We start from the raw sequence: 24882 nt of genomic DNA, 5'->3' as shown, positions 1-24882 counted from the left end.
CGGTTCCAATCCGGAGTCTGCCACTGGATCTCATGGACGCCAGCCTCTTGAGCGAAATCCTTCAAGCGCTGGAGTAGAAGCGCGCCGATTCCTGCGCCCCGGGAGTCTTGGTCCACAAAGAGACAATCCATATGCAGATACGGGAGTGCAGTCCACGTCGAGTAGTCGATCGTCGCACTTGCGTATCCAAGTGCATTTCCTTTCTGATCGGCCGCGATCCATAGACGTACCCGCGGAGTTTCGGAGCGCAACTCGGATTCCAGGCGGTGTCTCGCGCCCTCCAGATCGACGGTTGCCCTTTCGTACAGGACGTGAGCAGCGATCATTCGACAGGCCTCCGAGATGTCCCGGAGGCCTGCTTGTCGAATGGTTATGCCGGAACTCATGCCCCTGTCACGAGATCGAAGCCCTCATCGATCCAGCCGGTGATGCCGCCCGCCATGATTTTGACCGGCCTTCCAAGTTCGGCCAGGCGCAAGGCGCCACGCGCAGCCCCATTGCAGTGCGGGCCGGCGCAGTAGGTCACGAGCAAGGTTCCTTCGGGAAAGGACGTTAGCTTCGAGGGGACAATCTTCCCGTGGGGCAGGTTGATGGCCCCTGGGATGTGGCCTTGTTCGAAGAGCTTGGGGCTCCGGACATCCAGAAGGACGAAGCCTGGGGCCTCGCTCTCAAGCGCTTCATGGGTGTCCCAGCAGTCCGTTTCAAAAGAGAACTCAGCCGCAAAGTGCCTTGCCGCCTCTTCTGGGGTTGCTGCGGGGGAAGATGTGACTCCGTTTCGCATGGTCGTTCTCCAGTGCCCAAGTGGCGAAAGCATTCTTCGATTGAAGTACATTGCACGCCACTGGCATAAATGCCCTTAATCGAAAAGATCATGCCAATCAGTGCGCGCCCTCGGAGAGTCCCGAATCCCCTCGTCGCCGCTTTGATGTACGACGACTTCTGTGTTTTTGAATTCGCATGCGTGGCGGAAGTCTTCGGGCTTCCCCGCCCCGAGGCAGGGCCAAATTGGTACACGTTCAAGACGGCATCGCTGAGAGGTCGTAACGTGGTGGGCCAATACGGCACGCGAATGGCTGTAGACATGGATGTTCATGGGCTACTCGATGCTGGAACTGTCATCGTCCCGGGTTGGCGAAATCCGGAAGAGCGCCCACCCGAAGCTCTGCTTCAGGCTCTTCGAACAGCACACGCCCGTGGTGCAAGAATCGTGTCCATCTGTTCGGGAGCATTTGTGCTCGCCGAAGCGGGATTGCTGGATGGGGGGAGAGCTACGACACATTGGCGCTACCGGGGAGCCTTCGAGCAACGCTATCCCGGGGTGACTTTCGAGCCAAACGTCCTCTATGTGCAGGAGGGGACTGTCATCACGTCTGCAGGAAGCGCAGCGGGGATCGACATGTGCCTTCACCTCGTAAGGTCGGACTTCGGGGTGAGAGCAGCAAATCTCGTTGCGAAGAGGCTTGTCGTTTCCCCGCATCGCGAGGGCGGACAGTCCCAGTTTGTTGTCGCCCCCGTTGATGTTCGTGAGTCTGGAGGATTTGGGCGCGTTCTCGAGAAGATTCGAAGCAGGATCGATCAGCCACTGACCATCGAGACGATGGCTAGGTGGGCGTCGCTTAGCCCAAGGTCCTTTCATCGAAGATTCGTAGGGGCGACTGGCATGTCGCCCGGTGAATGGTTGAGCGTTGAGCGTGTGAACTTGGCGAAGATCTTGATTGAGGAAACGACCCAAGACTTCGAGACGATCGCCGCCAAATCGGGATTGGGGACTGCCACGAACCTCAGGCACCAATTCAGGAGGCGCTTGGGGTTGAGCCCGCGCTCTTTCAGGAAGGCATTCGGCTTGTGACGTGCTGCCGACGTCCACCGGTCTTGAGTAGCACCGTGGTTCAGAGTGCGAATCCCTGCATCAGATGACCGCTTCTGGCCGAAAGCGGCCCTTGTGAAGCGGTCACTTCGACGGCCTCACCGCCACCTCACCATCAAAAGCGCGATGTCGTCGCTCTGCTCCGCGCCCGCGGCATGCTTGCGGATCGCCGCGACCATGGTCTCATTCCTCGCGTGCATCGTGCCTTCGGTCGCCGCGAACGCGGCCTCCATCGCGGCCTGCCCCCAGGGCTGGCCGTGCACGTCCATCGCTTCGTTGACGCCGTCGGTGAACAGGAAGACGAGATCGCCGGGGCTTAAGCGCAGTTCCGCGCTGCGGTAGTCGAGGCCTTCCATCACGCCCAACGCCACGCCGTCGGCGCCGTCGAGCGTGGAGACCTTGCCCGCGTGCATTCGCAGTGGCGGGTTATGGCCGGCATTGCTGTAGCGCAGGCGGCCGTCGCGGGTGTCGAGGATGCCGAGGAAGACGGTGACGAACATGCCGGCATCGTTGTCGGCGGAGAGCACTTCGTTGGCGCGGCGCAGGATCTCGTCGGGCCCGTCGATCAGCAGGGCCGCGGCTTTCACCAGCGTCTTTGCTTTGGCCATGAACAGCGCCGCGGGCATGGCCTTGCCGGAGACGTCGGCCATCACCAGGGCCATGCGGTGCGCGTCGAGCCAGAAGAAGTCGTAGAAGTCGCCGCCCACTTCCTTGGCCGGCAGCAGCTGCGCGTGCACCTCGATGGGTGTTGTGCCGGGCTTCGGGAACGCTTGCGGCACCATGCTCATCTGGATGGAGGCGGCGAGCTTCAGGGCTTCGTCGAGCTTCTGCTTCTCGACGTACACCTCGGTGAGCCGCGCGCGGTCGAAGGCCATCAGCACCAGGCTGCCCAGCGCCTCCAGAAGCACTTCGTCGTCGCGATCGAAGTCGTCCTCGCCGAGCTTGTTCACCACCTCCAGCGCGCCCAGCGTTTGGCCATCGCCGCGGCGGATGGGCAGCACGAGACGATGGCGCGTGCGCTGCAACTGGCCGTCGCGCAGGGCGCGCTGGGCGAGGTCGTCGGCGGGCACGTCCAGCAGCAGGCCGCTGCGCTCGGCGCCCATCACCTCGGTGGTCTGCGCCACGATGACGGGCAGCAGCTCGTCGAGGCGCACGCCGGTGGAGAGCGCGCGCGAGACGGCGAGCAGGGCGTTCACCGTGCGCAGCTGGCGCGCGAGTTCGCGGGCGGTTCGGTCGGTGCGGCGGCTCACCCACACCGCGAGGCCCACGCCAAAGGCCACCAGCCAGCCCACGCCGAGGGCGAGCAGCGCGGCGCGTTGCACCGGAGCGAGGCGGGCTTCGTACTGGGTGAGGCGCAGGTCGATGCCGAGCGCGGCGACGGTGCGGCCTTCCGCGTCCTTCAGCGGCTCGAAGGCGCTGATGAAGCTGCCCCATTCATCGGTGTAGGGCTGCGAGACCACGCTGCGGCCTTCGCGGATCGCGGTGAACAGGTCGGCCGGCGGGTTCTCGAACACCTCCATGATCTGCACCCAGTCCGGTGCCACCGTGGTGTCGCCGGGGCGCGGGGTGGAGCCGTCGAGCACGAAGTGCAGCACGCCCTCGCGTTCCACCACCGTCCAGGCGAAGGCCACTTCCGGGTCGGCGGCGAGCACGGCGCGCAGCGGCGCGATGGCCTGCTGGTATTCGGGTGAGAGGTGCTGGGTGGGCGAAGTGAAATCACCGTGCCCGCCCACATCGATGGATTGAACCGCGATGCGCGCGGTGCGCTGCAGGCCGGCGTGGATCTCGCCGATCATCGCGGCCTGCGTGCGCCAGAACAGCAAGGCCACGAGTGCGCTGAAACCGAGGCCCACCAGCAGGAAGGCCAGCGTGCCCGCCGCCCAGGGCGGCAGGCGCTGCACCAGCCGCCCGCTGACGCGACGCGTGGCCTCGGCGTTCGCCATGGGCTCAGGCCAACTTCGCGAGCGCGGCGCCGCGGTCGTCGGCGATGTCGAGGATGCGGCTGAAGCCGGCGATGTCGAACACTTCACGAACGGCGGGGGCGAGGCCGCAGAGCACCAGCTTGCCGCCGCCCTTCTGCAGCTTCTTCGCCACCATCAGGAACACGCGCAGGCCGGCCGAACTGACGTAGTCGACGGCGGCGAGATCGACGGCCACGCGGGCATCGAGGCCCACGCGTTCGGCGCAGTGGCGGTCGAAGACCGTGGAGGTGTTGGTGTCGAGGCGGCCGGTGAGCTGCAGCACGCGCGCGCCGGCGGTTTCGAGGTCTTGGATGTCGAGCATGTCGTGGTCAGCCGGTGGTGGCGGGGGCGTCGGAAAGCGGGTGGGCGAGCCGCAGGTGGTTACGGCCCTCGGCGTGGCGCCACTGCACCTCGTCGATGAGTTCGCGCACGAGCAGCAGGCCGAGGCCGCCGGGGTCGCGCTCGTCGAGGGTGAGCGTGGTGTCGGGTGCCGCTTGGGCCAGCGGGTTGAAGGGCGGGCCGGCGTCGATGATCTCAGCCTCCAGCCGCTGCGCGTCGGCGCGGAGGTTCACGACCAGCGGCTCGTCGGCGGCCTCGGGGGCGCCGTGCGTGATGGCGTTGGTGAGCAGTTCGTCGAACGCGATCTGGAAACGCGTGGCCACGGCGGCGGGCACGCCGGCCTGCGTGCACCACGCGGCGAAGGCGTCGGCAAAGCCGCTGAGGGCGTCGCGCTGGCGGGGGAGGCGGAACGTGCTCACGCGGGGCAATGTGACACACCCCGCGCGTGGCGTCAGGGCCTCAGTCGACGTAGCCCCGGACGATGGCCAGCAGGCCGTCCACCTGGTCGTCCAGCGAGCGGGCGGCGGCGGCGGCTTCCTCGACCAGTGCGGCGTTCTGCTGCGTGGCCTTGTCCATCTGCACGACGGTGGTGCTCACTTGCTCGATGCCCCTGGCCTGCTCGATGGTGGCCGAGGCGATGTCCTGCATCAGGGTGGAGACCGTCTGGACCTGGCGCACGATGCCGGCCATCACCTCGCCGGCGTGGCGGGCGCGGTTGGAGCCTTCGTGCACGGAGGTGTTGGCTTTGTCGATCAAGCCCTTGATCTCCTTGGCCGCCACCGCCGAGCGCTGGGCGAGCGCACGCACTTCGGTGGCCACCACGGCGAAGCCGCGGCCTTGCTCGCCGGCGCGGGCGGCTTCGACGGCCGCGTTCAGCGCGAGGATGTTGGTCTGGAACGCGATGCCATCGATCAGGCCGATGATGTCGGCGATCTTGCGGCTCGACGCTTCGATTTCCGCCATCGAGCCCATCACGTCATGCACCACGTGGTCGGCGCCACTGGCTTCGCTGGCTACGGCGGTGGCCCGCTGCTTCGCCTCGGCGGCGGCGGCGGCGTTCGCCTTCACGGTGGAGGTCAGCTCCTCCATCGCCGCGGCAGTCTCCTCGAGGTTCGCGGCCTGCGCTTCGGTGCGCTTGGCGAGGTCCTCGTTGCCGGTGGCGATCTCGGAAGACGCCGTGCGGATCAACATCGAGAAGTCGCGGATCTCACCCATCATGGCGTTGATGGCGGGCGTGATGTCGGTGGCGAACTTCACCACCTTGTAGGGCTGGCCATCGGGGTCAAGCAACGGGTTGTAGCTCGCCTCCAGCCACACGCTGCGGCCGCCGCGACCCACCCGGCGGAAGCGGCCGGACTGGATCTCACCCTGCGCCAAGGCGGCCCAGAACTCGCGGTACGCCGCGCTCTCGCGCTCTTCCGGGCGGACGAACATCCGGTGGTGCTTTCCAACGATGTCGTCGAGCGCGTAGCCGGTGGCGGCGAGGAAGTTGCGGTTCGCCGCGAGGATGGTGCCGTCGAGCGCGAACTCGATGCGGGCCTGCGCACGATCCACGGCCGCCATCTGGTTGCCGAACTCGAGATCCTTCTGCTTCTGCACCGTGATGTCGGTGGCGAACTTCACCACCTTGAAGGGCCGCCCCGACGGATCCTTCACCGGGTTGTAGGTAGCCTCGAGCCAGACCTCGCGGCCGCCCTTGCCGAACCGTCGGTACTGGCCCTGGTCCGCCTGGCCGGCGCGCAGCCGCGCCCAGAACGCGGCATAGGTGGGCGAGGCCGCGTCTTCCGCGCCGACGAACAGGCGATGGTGCTGGCCGACGATCTCGGCGAGCGCGTAGCCGGTAGCCGCGAGGAAGCCGGCGTTCGCATGCAGGATGCGGCCCTCGAGATCGAACTCGATCATCGCCATGGCCCGATCGATGGCATCGAGCTTGGCCTTGGCTTCGGCCTCGGCGAGCCGCTGCGCGGTGATGTCGGCGGCGAACTTCACCACCTTCATCGTGTGGCCGCCGGCGTCGAGCACCGGGTTGTAGCTGGCCTGGATCCAAACCGCCGTGCCGTCCTTGTGGCGGCGCTGGTATTGCCCGGCGGAGAAGCGCCCCGAGGCGAGATCGCCCCAGAAGCTCATGTAGGCCGGCGAGGCCGCGTCTTCGGGCTTCAGGAACATCCGATGGTGCTGGCCGCGGATCTCGTCGAGGCGATAGCCGAGCGCGTCGAGGAACAGGTCGTTGGCGTCGAGGATGGTGCCCTCCGGCGTGAACTCGATGACCGCCGAAGAGCGTCGCATCGCAGCGACCGTCGCTTCGAGTTCCTGCACCTTCGGATCAGGGCGGCCCAGCGCGTCGAGGAGACGATGCGGCCAATCTTTGGGTTTGCCGAGGGACATGGGGGCCTCCGTCGCCGCTGTGGGCTGGTGCATCGAGGCTAGGCCGCACACGTGCCGAGGGTGTGCACGTCGCGTCGCGGTTGACGCGATGTGTCAATGACGGGGATCGGGAAAAACCCTCAGTCGCGCAGGGCCCGCCACGCGGGGAGGATGTGCTCGGCGCTGAGCGGCGCCACCGGAACGGCGAAGGGCGCCTGCGGCGCGAGCCACGCCAGCTCGGCGATCTCCGCCGAGGCGACGGGAATGCCGTCGATTCGCACGGCGTAGGCCTCGCCCCGCACGCGGCGGCCGGGCTCGTTGACGGCGTCGGACTCGAACTCGCCGAGGCGCACGGCGCTGCCTTCGATGAGCTGGACGCCGAGCTCCTCGTGCAGCTCGCGGGCGAGGGTGGTGAGCGCGTCCTCGCCGGGCTCGCGCTTGCCGCCGGGCTGGATGAAGGTGGTGGAACCCTGCTTGCGGACGAGCAGCACGCGGCCTTGGTCGTCGTGGATGACCGCGGCGACGGTGCGGATCAGGGGTGGTGTGGCGGGCATGGTCGGATGATCGCGCATCAGCACCCGGCCGTTCGCATCGCGTTCCGGATGGCTTCGGTAAGGTGCTGATAGGAATAGAAAAAAGGAGCGCCCATGCCACACGACGTGACCCTCATCATCATGCTGGCCGCGGCCTTCGGCGGCGCCTTGGTGCTCGGGTGGCTGGCGCACCGCTTGCGGCTTCCGGCCATTGTCGGCTTCCTTGCCGCGGGCGTGCTGATCGGTCCGGCCACGCCGGGCTACGTGGCCGACATGGCGCTGGCCAGCCAGCTCGCCGAGATCGGCGTGATGCTGCTGATGTTCGGCGTCGGCCTGCATTTCTCGCTCGACGACCTGGTGAAGGTGCGCGGTATCGCGCTGCCGGGCGCGCTGCTGCAGATGGCGGCGGCGCTGGCGATGGGCTTCGGCCTGGCCCACTGGTGGGGCTGGCCCTGGGGCGCAGGCCTGGTGTTCGGCATGACGCTCTCGGTGGCCTCGACGGTGGTGTTGCTCAAGGCGCTGGAGGCGCGCGGCCTGCTCGAAAGCAGCGACGGCAAGATCGCCGTGGGCTGGCTGGTGGTCGAAGACCTCGTGATGGTTCTGGTGCTGGTGCTGCTGCCGGTGCTGGCCCCGCTGATGTTGCCCGAGGGTGCGGGCGCGGCCGTTTCCGGCAAGGCGCTGGGTGCGGCCATCGGCCTCACGTTGCTGAAGGTGACGGCCTTCTTCGTGGTGATGCTGGTGATCGGCCGGCGCATCTATCCGAAGCTGCTGTGGGCCGTCGCCAAGACCGGAAACCGCGAGCTTTTCACGCTGGCCGTCGTCAGCTCGGCCATCGGCATCGCCGTGGGTGCCGCGGCGCTGTTCGACGTCAGTTTCGCGCTCGGCGCGTTCTTCGCCGGGATGATGATGCGCGAGTCGGATTTCAGCCATCGCGCGGCGGAGGAGTCTTTGCCGCTGCGGGACGCGTTCGCGGTGCTGTTCTTCGTTTCGGTGGGCATGCTGTTCGACCCCGCCGTGCTGGTTGAGGAGCCGTTGCGCGTGCTGGCGGTGGTGGGCGTGGTGGTGGTGGGCAAGACGATCGCGGCGATCGCCGTGGTGCGCGCGCTGCGCTATCCGTGGCGTACGGCGTTGACGGTCGGGAGCAGCCTCGCGCAGATCGGCGAGTTCAGCTTCATCCTCGCCGGGCTCGGCCTCACCTTGGGCTTGCTGGGCCAGGAGGCGATGAGCCTGGTCGTCGCTGGCGCGGTGGTCTCCATCGCGATCAATCCGCTGCTCTTCGCCGCGATCGAGCCGCTGAAGAAGCGCCTCGAGGCGAAGGGCGCCGCACGGGCCGTGCCGCAGGACCTCTCCGACCCATTGGCGGTGTTGCCCGATGCAGTCGACGTCGAGCGCTTGCGCGACCACGCGGTGCTGGTGGGCTACGGTCGCGTGGGCCGCGTGCTCGCCGAGCAACTCACGGCGCGTGGCCTGCCGTTCGTGGTGGTGGAGACGCAGCGCGATCTCGTCGAGGACTTGCGCGGCCGCGGCCAGCCCGCCGTACTGGGTGACGCGCAGTTGCCCGAGGTGCTGGTGCAGGCACATCTCCACCACGCCCGCCTGCTGGTGGTCGCCGCGCCGGACCTGCTGGCGGTGCGCGGCATCGCGACCACGGCGAAGGCCTTGCGCCCCGGCATCCGCATTCTGCTTCGCACGCACAGTGCCGACGAGGCCGAGATGCTGGCCGGGGCGAACCTTGGCGAAGTGTTCTACGCCGAGCGCGAGCTCGCCATCGGCCTCGCCGACCGCGTCAGCGAGGTGTTCAAGGACGGTGCGGCGCCCTCAGCCGGGCACTGAGCACGGCGCGTCGCTGGCCCGGGGGCCGAGGACCTCGGCCAGCCGCACGTGCAGGCCGCCGGCACGGCGCACGGGCTGGTCGAGGCAGGCGTCGATCACGGTGTCGTCGGCGTACAGCGTCAGCGCGCGCTTAGCGCGCGAAGCAGCGGTATAGAGCAGTTCGCGCGAGAGCACGCGATGCATCGGGTCGGGGGGCAGCAGCACCGCGACCTCGCCGTACTCCGAGCCCTGGCTCTTGTGCACGGTGAGGGCGAAAGCGAGCTCGAAGGCCGGCAGGGCGCCGAGCGGCAGGGCGCGCGCGGCTGCAGCGCCGCCGCTCGGCGTGTCGAACCACACGCGCAGGCGGCCATCGGCATCGGCAAGGCAGAGGCCGATGTCGCCATTGAAGAGGCCGGTGTCGCTGTCGTTGCGGGTGACGAGCACGCGGCGGCCGGTGTACCACTCGCCCTGTGCGTTCGCGCCGGCGTGGCGACGCAGGGCGGCATCGAGGCGCTGGTTCGCCTCGACGCTGCCGAACGCACCCTCGCGCACGGCGCAGAGCCATTGCCGCGCGCGCAGCATGCGCAGGGCGGCTGCGGCCTGTGTGGCGGCGCTGGCCGGATCGGCCGGCAGCACCGGCATCGCGCCGTCGGCGATCAGGGCTTCGGCCCAATCGCGCAGTGCGGCCTGCACCGCCGCCGGGGTCGTGGTGCTGAAAACGCGCACCGTGCCTTGGCTGCCGTCGATGGCTTCGGCAAGCGCCACGCCGTCGCCTTGGCTCAGCGCCGTGTTCACCGCGGAGAGTTCGGCTTCCGCGCGGAAGCTGTGGTGCAGGCGAACCAATGGCGAGGCGTCGCGCGCTTCGAAGGCCTGCACGAGATCCTGCAGGGCCGAGCCCGGCCCGACGGGACTGAGCTGGTCGGCATCGCCCACCAGCCACAGCGCCGCGTGCGGCGGCAGGGCATCGAGCAGGGCGTGCAGGGTTTCGAGGTCCAGCATCGAGGCCTCGTCGATGACGACGAGATCGGCCTCGATGGGCCGCCCGCGATGGCGGCTGAAGGCCTGCGCGTGCGGTTGGTAGTCGAGCAGGCGATGCACGGTGAGCGCGATGGGTTCCACCGGAAGGCTTTCGCCCTCGCGCAGCGATTCCGCCAGACGCTGCGCCGCCTTGCCGGTGGGCGCAGCGACGCGCACGGCCAGCGGGCTGTCCTGCAGCCGCTGCCGCGCCATCAGCATGCGGCGCACGGTGGTGGTCTTGCCGGTGCCTGGCCCGCCCGTCAGCACGAACAGCCGCGTGCCGAGGCAGCGCCGAACCGCCTCGCGCTGCGGCGTGGTTTCAGGCGTCGCCGGGCCGCCGAACAGCGCGTCGAGCGTGGCCTCATCGATGGCGGTCGCCAGCGTTGGCAGCGTCGTTTGCACGGCCTGCGCGACGGCCGTGGCGATGGCGGTTTCCGCGGCCCAGTAGCGGCGCAGGTACACGCGGTCCTCACCGTCACGGACGAAGGGCGTGTCGTCGTCGGGGCCACCGAGCCACGGGCCGGCGAGGGCGTCGAGCGCGTCGCGGTCGAGCGTCGGGGCGCCGAGGCGCAGCGCATCCTCGACGGCGAGCGCGCTGTGGCCTTCGCCTGTCGCGGCGCTGAGCGCGCCGCCGAGGCGCGCGAGGTCTTCCCAGCCGCCGTGGCTCAGCACCCAGCGGTGCAACAGGCGATCGATCGGCCGCCAGTGCTCGGGCAGGCCGGTGGCGGAACGGAGCATCAGCGGATGCGGTTGGGCGCTCATGCCGAAGCTCCGGCGAAGAGGCGGTCCGCGCCGAGCACCAGCGCCTCCGCGAAATGTTGCGACCACAGCCCGAGCCCGGGCGCGACCTCGGGGGCCAGGCCAGCGGCGCGAACGAACAGGTAGATCGCGGGGCCGACGTGGGTGGCGTAGGCGTAGCGGTCGCGAAGGCGCTGGCGCAGGTAGCGGTGCACGGCGAGCGTGTAGAGGAAGGCCTGGAAGCGGTAGTGGTGCGAGTCCATCGCGGCCACCAACGCCTCGGGCGTGTAGTCGGCGAGTTCCGGCAGCGCGTTGGTCTTGTAGTCGAGCACGTGGACGCGGCCGGCGTGCTCGAACACGAGGTCGATGGCGCCGACCATCGCGCCGCGCAGCCGGTCGACCGGGCCCTCCGGGATCAGGCGAGGTTCGCCATGCGCGGCGGCAAGGCGGCGCAGGTCCGTCATCGACGCCTCATCGATGTGGAACTGGAAGGCGAGCTCGATGGCCTGCTGCGCGGGCACGAGCCCGCCGAGGCTGCAGGGCAGGGCGCTGCCGGTGGGCAGCGGCACCGTGAGGGAGCGGTCGAGCATGGCGGCGACGCGCGGCACCGCTGCGCCCAGCGGGCTGCCGTCGGAGGTGCGCACCGCGTGCTGTTCCAGCGCGCGCTGCACGCCAGCGAGGTGGGCGGCGAAGGCCTGGCCGGGCTCGCGCGCTTCGAACAGCTCGTGCACGGCCTGGCCGAAGCCGGTGCCGCGCACGGTGGCGAGGGCCTGCCAGGTCGCGAGGGCGGCATCGTCGAAGGCGAGGGACGGCGCGGGTGCGGTGTCGCGCGTCGTGTCGGCGTCGAGCGTGGCGCTGCGCTCGTCGTCCGCGGCGCTGGCTTCGACGTGGCGACGTTCGCCATGCCCGCTCAAGGCCGAGAAGCTGTAGCGGCCCGGCAGCGCGAAGCCGGCGGGTGCGGCCGGTGTTGCTTCGGCCGCGGGGCCCGGCGCGTCGCTGGCGACGTAGGCCCGGTCGGGCGGCAGCGGCCAGTGCTGACGCCACGCGATGCCCGGGCCCTCGCGCTCGGCCTCGGGCCAGCGCGACAGCAGCGCATCCAACGCGGAGCGGTCGGGGTCGATCTTCGCCGCTGGCGCGTTCGTCTTCTTGCCTTGCCGCTGCGATGGCCGGTCCGGCGGCAGCGTGAACACGTGGCAGGCGTGTTCGGCGCGGGTGAGCGCGACGTAGAGCAGGCGGAAGCGTTCGTCCTGCAGCGCTTCCTTCGCGTCCTTCTTCGCCGAGGCTTCGAACACCGCGGCGCGGCGGCCCTCATCGTCCTGCGCGGCGATGGCGGGGCCGGTCGGCGGGCGATGCTCGTGGGCCCACAGCGTGGGCAGCAGCACCACCGGGAACTCGAGGCCCTTGCTGGCGTGCAGGGTCATCAGCCGCACGCGCTTCGCATCGGATTCGAGGCGCAGGCTGCGTTCGCCGCTGGCATCGGCCTCTTCGTCCTCGCGCTGCGCGCGCATCCAGTCGAGCAGGGCTTCGGGCGACAGCCCGGCCTCCGCCTCCTGTTGCAGCAGTTCGCCGAGGTGGCGAAGGTCGGTGAGCGCGCGCTCGCCGTCCTTTTCCTCGCGCTTCGCCAGCACGGGCAGCGCGAGTTCGATCAGCGCCTGCACCACGGCCAGTACGCCGGCCCGCGACCAGCGCTGCCGCAGCGCGACGAAACGCTCGCGCCAGGCGTCGAGCCCGCCGTTCGCCTCGAGCGTGGGCAAGGCCGGCGGCGTCAGGCCGAACAAGGGGGTCAGCAAGGCGGCGCGCAGCGCGCCGGCATCGCCCGGATGGCGCACGGCATACAGAGCGAGGAGGAGATCGCGCGACCAATCGGAATCGAACACCGTCTGCCGGCCTTGGCCCGCGCAGGGCACGCCATGGCGCTGCAGCGCGCGACGCAGGGCCGAGACTTCGGCGTTCGACACCAGCAGCACCGCGAGGTCGCCCGGCTGAAGGGGGCGATCGCCGAGGCGATGGCGGCCTGACGCGAGCAGATCCACCACGAGTGCGGCACAGGCCTCGATCGCCTTCGGGCGCATCACGCTGTTGGGCAGGGCGAGGTCGAGGCGGTGGAACACCAGCGGTGCTGCGATCGGCTGGCCATCGTCGAGCAAGGGCCTTGCATCGGCGCGGCCGGCGGCGCGCACGGGGGCATACGCGATCGGCGTCGTACCGGTACCGAGGCGCGAGCGCGCGCCGTCGAAAAGCGTGTTGCACGCGGTGACGTAGGTCGTGGACGAACGCTGGTTGGTGCCGAGCGTCAGCGTGGCGTCGGCATCCCGGCAGGCCGCGAGGTAGGCGGCGATGTCGCCGCCGCGGAAGCTGTAGATCGCCTGCTTCGGGTCGCCCACCATCGCCAGCAGGCCGCGCTTCGCGCCGCTGCCGTCGCGGTAGAGGCGATCAAGCAGGGCGTATTGCGCGCCGTCGGTGTCCTGGAACTCATCCACCAGTGCGATGGGCCAACGGGCGAACACCGCGTCGGGCAGCGCCGAATGCGGCTCTTGCATCACGCGGCTGACCTGCTCGATCAGGCGGTCGAAGCCCATCTCGCCGATCTCGAGGCTGCGGGCCTCCTGCATCGCGCGCAGCTCCGGCCACCAGTAGCCCCAGAACGCGCGCTCGGCGCTGGTGGCCTGTTCGATGCCGGTGGCGAGTGAAGCTATGCCGCATTGAAACGTGGTGTCGCGCAGCAAGGCTTCCGCCGCAGGGAGCACCCATGCACCGAAGTCGTCTTTTGCGAGAAGGGCCGATGCATTGGAAGGCGGTTCGCCGCCGTCATCCAGGAAGGCACATAGCGCGATCGCCGCCTTGTGCTGCGCCGATCGTGCGTCCTTGAAGTGATTTGCCTTGACCGTCAGCGCGCGCAGCGTCGTTTCGACGGATGGAGAGATCAGAGCCTTCAGCGCCTCCTGCGTCGGTGGCTTCGTCACCACCACGCCGGGCTGCAGCAGGGCGGCGATGGACTTCGTCAGGCCCTCGAGGGTGCGGCAGCCCTTGGGCAGATCACGCGCGTGCGGCGGCGGATCGCCGGTGCCGATGCGGCGCAGCAGGTCGCGAGCGATCGCCTCGAGCACGCGGCGGCCGTCGCCGAGCGCCAGCGGCTGGAAGCCCTGCCGGCTCTCCAGCGGATGCGCGGACAGGATGCGGTGGCAGAGACCATGCAAGGTGCCGATCGGCGCGCGGTCGAGTTGGGCGAGCGACGACAGCAGGTGCGTCCGGTCGGCCTCGCGTCGGCCCGGTGCCGCCGCCCAGCGCTGGCGAACCCAGGCGCGCACGGGATCCTCCGCGTCCGTGCTGTCGACCGGCGCGGGCAACTGCGCCTGCGACCAGCGCAGCGCCTCCTCCACGCGTTGCCGCAGGCGTGCCCCCAGCTCCTGCGCGGCCGCCTCGGTGAAGGTGCTCACCACGATCTGCTCGGGCAGCGGGCGCGCGCGGCCCTCGGCGTCATCGAGCAGCAGGCGCAGGTAGAGCGCGGCGATCGTCCAGGTCTTGCCGGTGCCGGCGCTGGCGTCGATCTGCAGTCGGCCCTGCAAGGGCGCATGGGTCCAATCGAGGGCGGCGCTCATGCGTCCTCCTCCCCGGCGCCACTCGCTCCGGCGTCCTTGGGCAGGCAGGTCGCGAGCGCGATGGCGTCGGCACGAAAGGCGGCGAGGGAATCGCTCCCGGCATGCAGCTGCCAGTCGCGGCCAAGGAGGCCGGCGTAGCCGGGCGCGTAGTCGCGCTCACCGGTCACGAAGTCGCCACCCGCCCACATCGCGACGATGGGCTCGTCCTCGTCGATCTCGGCGTTCGCTGCCACCCAGCTGGTGGCCGGGCTGTAGCGACGTTCTCCGGCCAGCACGGCGGCGCGGTAGTCGACCAGAGCTTGCACGTTTACCGCCAGCGAGGTGACGTCGCCGGCCGCCAAGGCCTCGCCCCAGGGCGCGAGGCCTTTCTTTGTCACCAGGGCGACGCGCACGGGCGCGTCGGTGCTGGCGCGCAGCGCGGCCCAGCGCAGGAAGGCGGGCACGCGCAGGCCGAAGTGCAAGGATTTCGGCTCTTTGCCGGGCGCGGCATCAATCAGCCAGAGCGTGCCGTCCATGGCCTCGTGCACGGCCACCTGGCCGCGCAGCTCGCCGTCCTCCAGCGTGAGCCGCACCGGGCGCGATTGCGCGGGAGGCAGCGGCCAAGGCAAGGGGCCATCGGCGGGGCGCAACGCGGCGAGGGCTTTGCGCGCCTTGTCGGCCTCGGAATCCCACGCCGCGCTGCCGAGTGCGCCGGGTGGCAAGCGGCCCTCGAGTCGCCACGCCTCCGGCGCTTGATCGGCGATGGTGGTGGTGCCCTGAGCCAGCGCGTCGAGCAGCATCCGCTTCGCCCAGGCCTCGCGCGGGTCGCTGCGCGGCAGCAGGGGTTCGTTCTCGTCGAGGCGCTCGTCATCGAGGGCCTCGAGACGCACGCCGTAAACGTGCTGGAGCACCTGCTGCGCCGGCTGCTGGTAGAAGCGGCATAGCGTGTCGAGATCCAGCGTCGATGAGGGAGGCGCCATGTCGACCGGTGCCGCGTCCGCCACGGGCGATGCCGGCGCGTCCGCGAGCGCCGCGACCAGGGCCGCGGGCTGCAGGGGTGCTCGGCGCTGCCAGGGCCAAAGTCCGACGTCCTTGTCGAACAGCGTCGCGTTTTCGTCATCGACAGACGCATCGCCGAAGCGCGCCAGCGTGTCGAGCAGCTCGGCGAGCGGCGCGGCCGGGTTGCGCGGGCGGCCGTCGTTCGCACCGACGCCGACATGGCTCAGGTGCAGGCGATCGCGCGCCGCCATCACGGTTTCGAGGAACAGGTAGCGGTCGTCGCTGGCGAGGTCGCGGTCGCCGCGCTGCGGCTTCAGGCGGCGAAGGTCGAGCCCACCGTCCTCGATGTGGCGCGGCAGCGCGCCCTCGTCCAGCCCCAGCACCGCGACCACGCGGAACGGGATCGCCCGCTGCGGCACCATGCCGCAGAACGTGATGCCGCCGATCAGGAAGCGTTGGCGTTCGGGCACCGCCTCGAGTTTCGCCAGCAGGGCTTCGCGCACCGCGGCCCAGCGCAGCGGCGCGCCGAGGCCGGCATCGCGCCATTCCTCGCGCAGGGCGATGACGAGCCCCTTCGCGGTGTCGAGCGCTTCGCGGCCCTCGGTGTCGAGCGCCGGCGTGCCGAGCAGGGCCTCGAAGCGCCGTAGCAGCATCGCCGCCCAGTCATCGCCGGACTGCGCACTGCGCCCGAGCGCCACCCATTCGCGCAGTTCGAGCAGCAGGGCGTGGGCCTGTCCCAGCACTTCGGCCACGCCCTCGTCCACGCCGCCCAGCGGCAACACGCGCTGGTCGTCGGGCAGGGTGCGCACCGCCGGTTCGCGGCCGCCGAACACATGCCCGGCCAGCGCGCGGTCGAGGCCCCAGGCGAAGGTGTGCGCGTCGTCTTCGGGCGCGCCGAAGCGCGCACGATCCGCGCCATCCAGGCCCCAGGCCACGCGGGCGCGCTCGAGCGCCTGTCGCAGCGTGTCGCGCGTGCCACCGTCGAGGCCGAAGCGCATGGCCACGGCCTCGATGTCGAGCAGGTCGAGCACGCCCTGCGCCGTCAGCCGTTTCGTGGGCAGGGCGAGGGCGATTTCGAGCGCGCGGTAGATCGGATGCGTGGCCGAGAGCGGGATGTCGGCGAGGTGGTAGGGCCAGGGCCCGTCGCGACGGCCGGGCTCGCCGAACACGGCGGGGATCAGCGCGCGATAGCGCTCGATGCGCGGCGAGACCACCACGACGTCGGCGGGCTGCAAGCCCGGGATGTCCGCGAATGCGGCGCACAGGGCCTCGTGCAGGACTTCGAGTTCGCGCAAGGGCGTGGCGCAGGCGTGGATGCGCAGGCTGGCGTCGGCGCGGGCCTCCGCGTGCCGCAGCCCCGGCGGAGGCGCGAGTGCTGCCATGTCGTTCAGCAGCACGCTGCGCTGCAGCCGCTGCAGCAGCGCCCGCGGGGTGTGATCGTCGGCGCGCTCCTCCCAGTCCTTGCCGCTGCGCTCTTCCAACGCCAGCTCGGCGCTTTCGAGTTCCAGCAGGAAGTGCTGGCCCAGCCGCCCCCACGCCGCCAGCAGCGGATGATCGAGGGCGAGGAATTCGCTTTCGCCGCGGTCTTCGCGATTGAGGGCGCGCTGCATCGCCTCGCGGCCCGAGGGCAGGCCCACCCAGTGCTCGCGGCAGGGATCGGCCACGTGGAAGACCACCGGCCGGTGCCGCGCCAGGGCGCTCAGCACGTCGAGCTCCAGCGGCGGGAGATGGTTGAGGCCGAACACGTGCAGCGGGCCGTCGTCGAGCCCCGCGGGTGGCGGGCCTTCGCGCAAGCGCCGGGCGAGGGCGACAAGGCGTTCACCGCGATGGCGGGAGGCCGGACCCCGGCGCAGCGCGCGCCAGGCGCCCCGCAGCAGGGCATCGCCGGCGACGGCCTCGCGGCCTTCGTCCCAGCGGCGCAGCCAGCCTTCGCGGTAGACCATCAGCGGCGAAAGCGCGGCGGCGAGGCGATCAGCCAGCGCGAAGGCCTCGCGGCCATCAGCGTCGTCGGCCAAGGCGTCGACCACCCGCGGGTCATCCAGCTGCGGCAACAGCGGCAACAGGCGCCAGCGCAGCACCTCGCGCTGCCACGCGCGGATCCCGAGCAGCGGCTCGCCGAGCACCCGTCGCGCGAGGCCATCCAGCCACGGGCTGGGCAGCACGATGTCGAGGTGGGCGACGATGCCGTCGCGGCGTTTGCGCGCGAGGCCATCGCGAAGCCAGTGGCGCAGGCCCGGATGCCCCACCAGCACCGTCTGCGGCGCCAGCAACGACGCGGGCGGCAGGTGCGACAGCAGGGCCTCGAGGGGATCGAGCAGGGCTTCCAGCCGGCTGGCCCGGAACAGCCAGAGGCCGCGGTCCGGGTCGATGGTCCATTCGTCGCGCATGGGCCGAACGATACCCGATGGGATTCGCACGGCCTGAGACGCCGACACTCGCCTACTTCACGTGGCCGAGGGCGAGATTGGCCTGTTGGAGCAGCAGCGCGAACAGGGTGCGCGCGTCGTGTTCGATGGCCTCGCCGCTGACGGCGCGGTCCGCATGCAGCAGGCCGAGCACGCGGCCATCGACCACCAGCGGCCCGAGCAGGGCTTCGCGGGCGCCGAGGCGAGGCAGCCAGCGGCCGGTGTCGGGCGACGTCGCGGTGAGGTGCTGCACCCGCGGCTGGGCCAGCAGGTCGAGCAGGTGGCCGCAGTCGCGCAAGGCCATCGGGAACGGGGCCGCGAAGGCTTGGCGCTGCGCGGCCAGCGCCGAGCGCAGGCGCAGCTCGGTGCGGTCCGGCGAGAGCAGGGCGAACAGCACGCGGTCGAAGCCGGCGGCGCGTTGCAGGCCTTCCATCACCATCGACAGGGCGACGCCCGGGTCCGCGCGGCCACTGGCCTGCAATTCGGCCAGGTCGCGCAGCACGTCGAGCCCGAGGGCGGCATCGGCGCGGGCTGGTGCGGCGGCCGTGTCGTGGCCGGGCTCGTCGATGCGCCGTGGCACCGGCAGTAGCGCGCGCACCGCGGGATCGAACAGCTCGTCGACGAGGGAGTCGCCCTGTTGGGCCTGGGCGGCCACCTGCTCGCGCAACACCGCGGCATCGAGGCCGAAGGCCTGGGCGGCTTCCGCGAGCGCGTGGTCGAAGTCCTCCCGGCGTCCGCCCGGTTCGAGGGCATCCACCCAGCGCCGCGCGAGGCCGGCGGCGAGCCGGCCCGGCGTGTCGGCATCGCCCACCAGCAGGGGCGAGAGGCGAAGCTCGGCGTTCAGCACCAGCGAGAGGTCGTCGAGATCGAGATCGATGTCGGCCCGTACGCGCTGCGCGGCCTGGAGCGGCGATTGCGCCGCATCCTGCCGCCACGCGGGCAGCCACTGCGGAACGACGCTCCAGAAGGCGAGGTGGCCGAGGTCCTGCAGCAGCGCGGCGATGAACACTTCCTCCGGGGCCTCGATGCCGGCGGCCTCGGCAAGCGCGCGGGCCTGCACGGCGGTGCGCAGGGCGCGCGCCGCTTCGGCCGCCGCCTGCGCACAGCCCGCGTGCCTGCCACCGAGCACATCGAGCACGGCGATGCCGAGCGCGATCTCGCGCACCACGTCGAAGCCCAACAGGGCGACCGCGCGGCTGACGGTGCGGATGCGCTGGCCGTGTGGGTTGTGCAGGCGGCTCGAAGCGAGACGCAGCACCCGCGTGGTCATGCCGGCATCGCGCAGGATCAGCGCAGCGAGTTCGGTGCCCGAAGTGTCGTCATCACCCACGCACTCGCTGATGCCCTGCGCCGTGCGCGAGAGCGCGGGCAACTGCTGCGCGAGCAGCGCCTTGGCCCAGCCGGCCGTGCCCTGCGGGAGTCCGCTGCGTTCCGAACCGGCCATGGGGCCTCAGGGCGCCGGGGGCCGCGGGTGCTTGATCTCGAACGGCGGCACCGCGTCGTCCGGGGTGAAGCCGAACACCGCGCCGTAGAACGTCAGCTCGGCCTCCTGCGCGCGGATGATGTTCTCGGCCTTGCGGAAGCCGTGCTGCTCGCCCTCGAATTCGAAGTACGCGTGCATCACGCCCTTGGCGTCGAGCGCCTCGACGATCTTGCGGCTCTGGTCGGGCGTGACGATCCGGTCTTCCGAGCCCTGGAAGGTGATCAGCGGCTCGCTGAAGCCGTCGAGGTGGAAGATCGGCGAGCGCGCGCGGTACAGCGCCTCGTCCGGCGGGCCGACCAGCGAGACGTCGTACTTGCTCTCGAACTTGTGGCTGGTGGCGGCGAGGCCGGCGATGTCGCTGACCCCGAAGTAGTTGGCGCCGGCCTTGAAGCGGTCGGTGAAGGCCAGCGCTGCGAGCGTGGTGAAGCCGCCGGCGCTGCCGCCGCGGATGGCCACCTTGTCCGCATCGACCTTGCCCTGCGCCACGAGGAAATCGACGGCCGCCACGGCGTCTTGCACGTCGACCACGCCCCATTGCCCGTTGAGGCGCTTGCGGTAGTCGCGGCCGTAGCTGGTGGAGCCGCCGTAGTTGACGTCGACGATGGCGAAGCCGCGGCTCGTCCAGTACTGGCGCGACAGCGAGAACGTCGGCTTCGAGACCGAGGTCGGGCCGCCGTGGATGGTGACGATCAGCGGCGGCTTGGCACCGTCGGGGCCTTGGTAAGCCGGGTTGGTCGGCGGGTAGTAGGTGGCGTGGGCGGTGCGTGCGGCGCCATCCGGGCCAGCGGCGGTGGGGAACTCGATGCGCTCGCCCACCGAGACGAGGTCGGTCGGGATGCCCAGCGTGTTCGCTTGGTGCAGGCGCTCGACGGCGCCGGTGGCCGGCGTCACCGCGAGGATGGCGCCTTCATCGGCCGCGGCCGAGGCGCTGGTGATGATGCGGCCGCCCGCATCGAGCGACACATCGCCGAAAGCGACGAAGGGGAGGTCGAGCGCGCGGTAGGCGCCGGTGGCGAGGTCGAGTTCACCGAGTTCGTCGACGGCGTTGAGGCTGGTGCGCACATAGGCCTTGCCATCGCCGGCGAGCACGTAGGTCTGCATGCCGAGCGACCACAGCGCGCCGCCGAACTCGCGTTCCATCGGGGCCACGGCGCGCGTGGCGCTGCCGTCCCACGCGTACAGGTTCCACCAGCCGCTGGTCTCGTCGATGAAGTACAGCGTGCCGTCCGCGCCCCACTGCGGCTCGAGCACGGCGGTGTCGCCGCCGGCCACGCGCTGCGGTTCGCCCAGGGAACCGTCGGCGGCCACCGCGGCCACATGCAGCGTCGTGCGGTCCCACGGCATGTCCGGGTGGTTCCAAGCGATGAAGGCGAGCTTTGCGCCGTCGGCGGAGAGCCGCGGGTAACCGACGAAATCGGTGCCGGTGAACAGCACCGTGCCGGCGGCGGCCGTCGTGGTGGCGTCATGCGCGGCGAGCGCGTCGGCATCGGGCACAGTCACGCGGACGATCTCGTTCCGCTCCTCGCCGTTGGCCTGCTTCGTGGCCTCGGTGTGGTCCTCGCGCACGCAGACGAGCGCGCCGCGGGCGGCGTCGACCACGCAATCGCTGTACTGGTAGTTCTCCGGCGTGATCGCCACCGGCGCGGCCTCGCCTTGCTGCAGGTAGAGGCGCTGGTCGGCGAAGTTCGCGAAGACGATGCGCCCGCCCATCACCCAGTAGCTGCTGCCGCCGTACTCCTGCACGCGGGTGCGGACGCTGAAGCCCTCGGGCGTCAGCGTGGCCGGCTGGCCGTCGGCCCCGAGGGTGCGCAGCACCTGGCGTCCGCCCTCGTCGGGGCGGCTTTCGCGCCAAAACACCTTGCCGTCGAAAACCCGCACGTCGCTGGTGCCGACCGCAGCCTTGGCGAGATCGCCCGCGGCGATCGGGCTGGCCCAGCTGCCGAAGGGCGCCGCGGTGACGGGCGCGGGGCTGCGGCCTGCGGCGTCAGCGCCGCCCGTGCTTTCGCCACCATCGCCCACGACAACGTTGCAGCCGGTGGCGAAGAGCCCGGTGCCCAGCGCCAGGGCGAGCGCGCGACGCGCGGGCAGCGAACGCGGGAAGGACGATGGCGAGGGGCGATGAGGTGACATGGAGGGTCCTCGGGAGTGAGGACCCCACTGTGCCAGAGCCGGGCCTCAGAGCCGCGTGCGCGAACGCAGCCAGCGCACCGCTTCCTCGCGGCAGCCCAACAGCTGCGCGGCCATGAACACCGACTCCACGCCGCCGCGGGCGCGCAGCCAGGTGTCGCGGTCCTCCCACACCCGCCGCGCCCAGATCAGGGCGTCCTCGCCATCGAGGCGCGGCGCGGTGTCGCGCTCGCCGTCGAGGCGGGGCAGGGGGTTGGTGGCGGAGGTCCGGAAGTTCATGGATCCAGACTGCGCCGCCTCGGCCGACCCCACAGTCAGCCGTCGTCGGACGCTCGTGTAGGAAAATGCTGACCCTGCCTCGCGACATCCACCGGTCATGGCCGCCCCGATCCACCCTTGCCAACGCTGTGGTGCCTGCTGCGCCGCCTTCCGCGTGGCCTTCCACTGGAGCGAGTCGGCGCCGCACTCCCCCTCGGGCCCCGACGAGGCGCTGACGGTGCAGGTGCGGCCGTTCGAGGTCGCCATGCGCGGCACCGAGGCCGGGACGACGCTGCGCTGCGTGGCCTTGCAGGGCGAGTTGGGGCACGACGTCACCTGCGCGATCTACGACCGTCGTCCCTCGCCCTGCCGTGCGCTGCAGGCCGCCTGGGAGCACGGCGAGCCCAGCCCGCAATGCGACCGGGCACGGGCCCGCCACGGATTGCCGCCCTTGTCGCCTGCCGACTTCACGACGACCGTGGGCTGAGCGCACACTCCGCGCGACGCCGCCCCGTGGTGCGGCCGAGGAGCCGTGATGGCCGAGACGCCGATCCGCCGCCCGCCCGTCACGGGCCTCGTGCTCACCGGCGGCGGCGCCCGCGCGGCCTACCAGGCCGGCGTGCTTCGCGGCATCGAACGCATCCGCACCGAGTGCGGCGCCTCCCATGGCCCAACCGGCAACCCGTTTGCGGTGATGACCGGCACCTCCGCCGGCGCGATCAACGCCGCCGCGTTGGCGAGTTACGCCGACGAGTACTCGAAGGCGGTCGAGCGCCTCCATCGCATCTGGCATGGCTTCCAGGCGCACCACGTCTACCGCGCCGACGCCTTCGGCGTGGTCCGCAGCGGCGCGCGCTGGTTGACCCTGTTCACCGTGGGCTGGGCGCTCGCCCGCTGGCGCCGCGCCAAGCCGAAATCGCTGCTCGACAACACGCCCTTGGCCGAACTTTTGGCCGAATTGCTGCCGCTGGAGCGCATTCCCTCGCTGGTGCAGCGCGGCGTGCTGCGCGCCTTCGCGGTCACCGCGTCGAGCTACACGGCGGGCACCCACGTCACCTTCTATGACGCGACCGAGTCGCAGAAGCCGTGGGTGCGCTCGCAGCGAGTCGCGGTGCCCGGGCGCATCACGCTGACCCACCTGCTGGCGTCGTCGGCCATCCCTTTCGTGTTTCCGGCGCAAGCCCTGGGCTTCGATGGGCAGGACCACTGGTTCGGCGACGGCTCCATGCGTCAGACGGCCCCGCTGTCGCCGGCCATCCACCTTGGCGCCGATCGCCTGCTGGTGATCGGTGCGGGGCGCCTGCACGAGCCGCCCGGCGAGAAGCGCGCCGCCGGCGGCTACCCCACGCTTGCGCAGATCGGCGGCCACGCGCTGTCGAACATCTTCCTCGATGCCCTCGCCGTCGACATCGAGCGTGCCCAGCGCATCAACGCCACGCTGTCGCTGCTGCCGGCCGAGCTGCGCGCGCATTCCATGCTGCGGCCGCTGGAGATGCTGGTCATCTCCCCCAGCCAGCGCCTCGACGATATTGCGGTGCGGCATATCGCCGCGCTGCCGTCGCCTGTCCGCACCATGCTCCGTGCGGTGGGCGTCAGCCAGAGTGCCGGCGCGGCCAAGGGCGCCGGGGCCGGCGGCGGGGCACTGGCGAGCTACCTGCTTTTCGAGTCCGATTTCACCCGCGAGTTGATCGCCCTCGGCGAAGCCGACGCGATGGCCCGTGCCGACGAGGTGCGGGCGTTTTTCCACTGGCCGGTCGCCAGCACGGCGCTGCCTGGCGCTGCCTGAGGCCGGCCGCTCACATCGAATTAACCCCGCGTGCTTTCCCCGGGCCGGTGGAAACCGCGACAATGACGGTTCACGCGCTCACTGGAGGCCCCATGTCGCACACGCCCACGCCGCCCGCCGGCGGCGAGAAGATCACCATCCAAGGCGGGAAGCTCCATGTCCCGAACCACCCGATCGTCCCCTTCATCGAAGGCGACGGCATCGGCCCGGACATCTGGCGCGCCTCGGTGCGCGTGCTCGACGCGGCCGTGGCCAAGGCCTACGGCGGTGCGAAGCAGATCCACTGGATGGAAGTGCTGGCCGGCGAGAAGGCCTTCAACCTGACGCAGAACTGGCTGCCCGACGCCACCGTCGACGCCTGCCGCGACTACCTCGTCAGCATCAAGGGCCCGCTGACCACGCCCGTTGGCGGCGGCATCCGCTCGCTCAACGTCGCGCTGCGCCAGATGCTCGACCTCTACGTCTGCCTGCGTCCGGTGCGCTGGTTCGACGGCGTGCCCTCGCCGGTGAAGCGCCCGCAGGACACCGACATGACGATCTTCCGTGAGAACACGGAGGACATCTACGCCGGCATCGAGTTCGAGCCGGGCTCGCCCGACGCGCAGAAGGTGCTCGACTTCCTGGCGAAGGAATTCCCGAAGCCCTTCGACAAGATCCGTTTCGGCACGCAGGCGAAGAACGACGCGTGGACGAAGCAGCTCGAATCGGTCGGCTCGCCGGCGCGTTCGCTCCCGGTGCAGGTCGGCATCGGCATCAAGCCGGTCAGCTACCTCGGCACCGAGCGCCTCGTGCACAGCGCCATCGGCTACGCGATCCAGAACAAGCGTAAGTCGGTCACGCTGGTCCACAAGGGCAACATCATGAAGTTCTCGGAAGGTGCCTTCCGTGACTTCGGCTACCACGTCGCCCGCGAGTTCTTCGGCGCCGTGCCGCTGGACGGCGGCCCGTGGCACGTGATCCCGGAAGGCAAGCCGGGTGCCGGCCTCGTCATCAAGGACGCGATCGCGGATGCTTTCCTGCAGCAGATCCTGCTGCGCCCGAAGGACTACGACGTCGTCGCCACGCTGAACCTCAACGGCGATTACCTCTCCGACGCGCTCGCCGCGCAGGTCGGCGGCATCGGCATCGCGCCGGGCGCCAACATCAACTACGTCACCGGCCACGCCGTGTTCGAGGCCACGCACGGCACCGCGCCGAAGTACGCCGGCCAGGACAAGGTGAACCCGGGCTCGGTCATCCTCTCCGGCGAGATGATGCTGCGCTACATGGGCTGGACCGAAGCCGCGGACGCCATCATCAAGGCGATGGACGGTGCCATCGGCAGCAAGCGCGTCACCTACGATTTCGCCCGCCTGATGGAGGGTGCGACGGAAGTGAAGTGCAGCGAGTTCGCCGACGAGATCATCAAGCATCTCTGATCGAGAACGCCGACATCGCGACACCGGAACGGGGCGCTCCAAGCGCCCCGTTTTTTTGGCTCTTTTGAAATCCGAGTGGGTTATGCGGCGTGGGGGTTGATGCGGCGGAAGTCGAGCTTCCCGGCGATCAGGAACAGCACGGTGCGCATGGTTTCGAATCGGCCGTACCCACGCGCCTTGCGCTTGGCGGCCTGAAA

At 70.4% G+C, this 24882-nt stretch carries 17 protein-coding genes; 5 read left to right on the top strand and 12 right to left on the bottom strand.

Going from position 1 to position 24882, the window contains the following annotated elements:
- Positions 1-382: 382 nt before the first annotated feature.
- On the bottom strand, positions 383-781 hold the full coding sequence (locus tag O9280_RS11320; protein ID WP_298342565.1) for a rhodanese-like domain-containing protein: 399 nt from the start codon (positions 779-781) through the stop codon (positions 383-385).
- A 69-nt stretch (positions 782-850) separates the two neighbouring features.
- On the opposite strand from O9280_RS11320, the gene ftrA reads away from it, so the two are divergent.
- Complete coding sequence (gene ftrA, locus O9280_RS11315) at positions 851-1849, top strand: transcriptional regulator FtrA (RefSeq protein WP_343228752.1); 999 nt, start codon at positions 851-853, stop codon at positions 1847-1849.
- A gap of 116 nt (positions 1850-1965) precedes the next feature.
- On the opposite strand, the gene O9280_RS11310 is transcribed toward ftrA, so the two are convergent.
- The 5 genes from O9280_RS11310 to O9280_RS11290 all read right to left on the bottom strand — a co-directional run bounded on the left by O9280_RS11310 (position 1966) and on the right by O9280_RS11290 (position 7085).
- Positions 1966-3810 (bottom strand): SpoIIE family protein phosphatase, encoded by a 1845-nt coding sequence (locus tag O9280_RS11310; RefSeq protein WP_298342563.1) that lies wholly within the window; start codon positions 3808-3810, stop codon positions 1966-1968.
- A 4-nt stretch (positions 3811-3814) separates the two neighbouring features.
- Entirely contained in the window at positions 3815-4150 is a 336-nt protein-coding gene (locus tag O9280_RS11305) for an STAS domain-containing protein (RefSeq protein WP_298342560.1), read from the bottom strand.
- A gap of 7 nt (positions 4151-4157) precedes the next feature.
- Positions 4158-4586 carry an ATP-binding protein gene (locus O9280_RS11300; protein ID WP_298342557.1) on the bottom strand — a complete coding sequence of 143 codons (429 nt, stop codon included), beginning with the start codon at positions 4584-4586 and terminating at the stop codon, positions 4158-4160.
- Positions 4587-4626: 40 nt separating this feature from the next.
- Positions 4627-6552, bottom strand: a complete 1926-nt coding sequence (locus tag O9280_RS11295) for a methyl-accepting chemotaxis protein (protein ID WP_298342554.1) — start codon at positions 6550-6552, stop codon at positions 4627-4629.
- A gap of 119 nt (positions 6553-6671) precedes the next feature.
- A complete protein-coding gene (locus tag O9280_RS11290) occupies positions 6672-7085 on the bottom strand; it encodes an NUDIX domain-containing protein (protein WP_298342551.1) in 414 nt (137 codons plus the stop codon).
- Between the two features lie 93 nt (positions 7086-7178).
- On the opposite strand from O9280_RS11290, the gene O9280_RS11285 reads away from it, so the two are divergent.
- Positions 7179-8897 (top strand): cation:proton antiporter, encoded by a 1719-nt coding sequence (locus tag O9280_RS11285; protein ID WP_298342548.1) that lies wholly within the window; start codon positions 7179-7181, stop codon positions 8895-8897.
- Here O9280_RS11285 and recD read toward each other — a convergent pair.
- Genes recD through O9280_RS11255 form a run of 6 tightly spaced genes read right to left on the bottom strand, consistent with a single transcriptional unit; the run spans position 8883 to position 21502 of the window.
- Positions 8883-10655, bottom strand: a complete 1773-nt coding sequence (gene recD, locus O9280_RS11280) for an exodeoxyribonuclease V subunit alpha (protein WP_298342545.1) — start codon at positions 10653-10655, stop codon at positions 8883-8885. The two genes, O9280_RS11285 and recD, sit on opposite strands and share 15 nt — an antisense overlap.
- A complete protein-coding gene (locus O9280_RS11275; protein ID WP_298342542.1) occupies positions 10652-14230 on the bottom strand; it encodes a UvrD-helicase domain-containing protein in 3579 nt (1192 codons plus the stop codon). The genes recD and O9280_RS11275 overlap by 4 nt, the downstream gene beginning before the upstream one ends.
- Positions 14227-17595 carry an exodeoxyribonuclease V subunit gamma gene (locus tag O9280_RS11270; RefSeq protein WP_298342539.1) on the bottom strand — a complete coding sequence of 1123 codons (3369 nt, stop codon included), beginning with the start codon at positions 17593-17595 and terminating at the stop codon, positions 14227-14229. Before O9280_RS11270 ends, O9280_RS11275 begins: the two co-directional genes overlap by 4 nt.
- Positions 17596-17647: 52 nt before the next feature.
- A complete protein-coding gene (locus O9280_RS11265; RefSeq protein ID WP_298342534.1) occupies positions 17648-19057 on the bottom strand; it encodes an HDOD domain-containing protein in 1410 nt (469 codons plus the stop codon).
- A 6-nt stretch (positions 19058-19063) separates the two neighbouring features.
- Entirely contained in the window at positions 19064-21226 is a 2163-nt protein-coding gene (locus O9280_RS11260; RefSeq protein ID WP_298342531.1) for a prolyl oligopeptidase family serine peptidase, read from the bottom strand.
- A 45-nt stretch (positions 21227-21271) separates the two neighbouring features.
- A complete protein-coding gene (locus O9280_RS11255; protein ID WP_298342529.1) occupies positions 21272-21502 on the bottom strand; it encodes a hypothetical protein in 231 nt (76 codons plus the stop codon).
- A 97-nt stretch (positions 21503-21599) separates the two neighbouring features.
- Between O9280_RS11255 and O9280_RS11250 the strand changes: the two genes are divergently transcribed.
- The 3 genes from O9280_RS11250 to icd all read left to right on the top strand — a co-directional run bounded on the left by O9280_RS11250 (position 21600) and on the right by icd (position 24685).
- Positions 21600-21968, top strand: a complete 369-nt coding sequence (locus O9280_RS11250; protein WP_298342525.1) for a YkgJ family cysteine cluster protein — start codon at positions 21600-21602, stop codon at positions 21966-21968.
- Between the two features lie 48 nt (positions 21969-22016).
- Positions 22017-23267, top strand: coding sequence for a patatin-like phospholipase family protein (locus O9280_RS11245; RefSeq protein ID WP_298342522.1), 1251 nt, complete (start codon positions 22017-22019; stop codon positions 23265-23267).
- Between the two features lie 92 nt (positions 23268-23359).
- Positions 23360-24685 (top strand): NADP-dependent isocitrate dehydrogenase, encoded by a 1326-nt coding sequence (gene icd, locus O9280_RS11240; protein WP_298342519.1) that lies wholly within the window; start codon positions 23360-23362, stop codon positions 24683-24685.
- Positions 24686-24882 lie beyond the last annotated feature (197 nt).

The sequence above is a fragment of the Silanimonas sp. genome (genome assembly GCF_027531545.1).
Lineage (GTDB): Bacteria > Pseudomonadota > Gammaproteobacteria > Xanthomonadales > Xanthomonadaceae > Silanimonas.
Note: the sequence above shows the minus strand (reverse complement) of the source record. Positions and strands in the feature narration are given on the sequence as shown.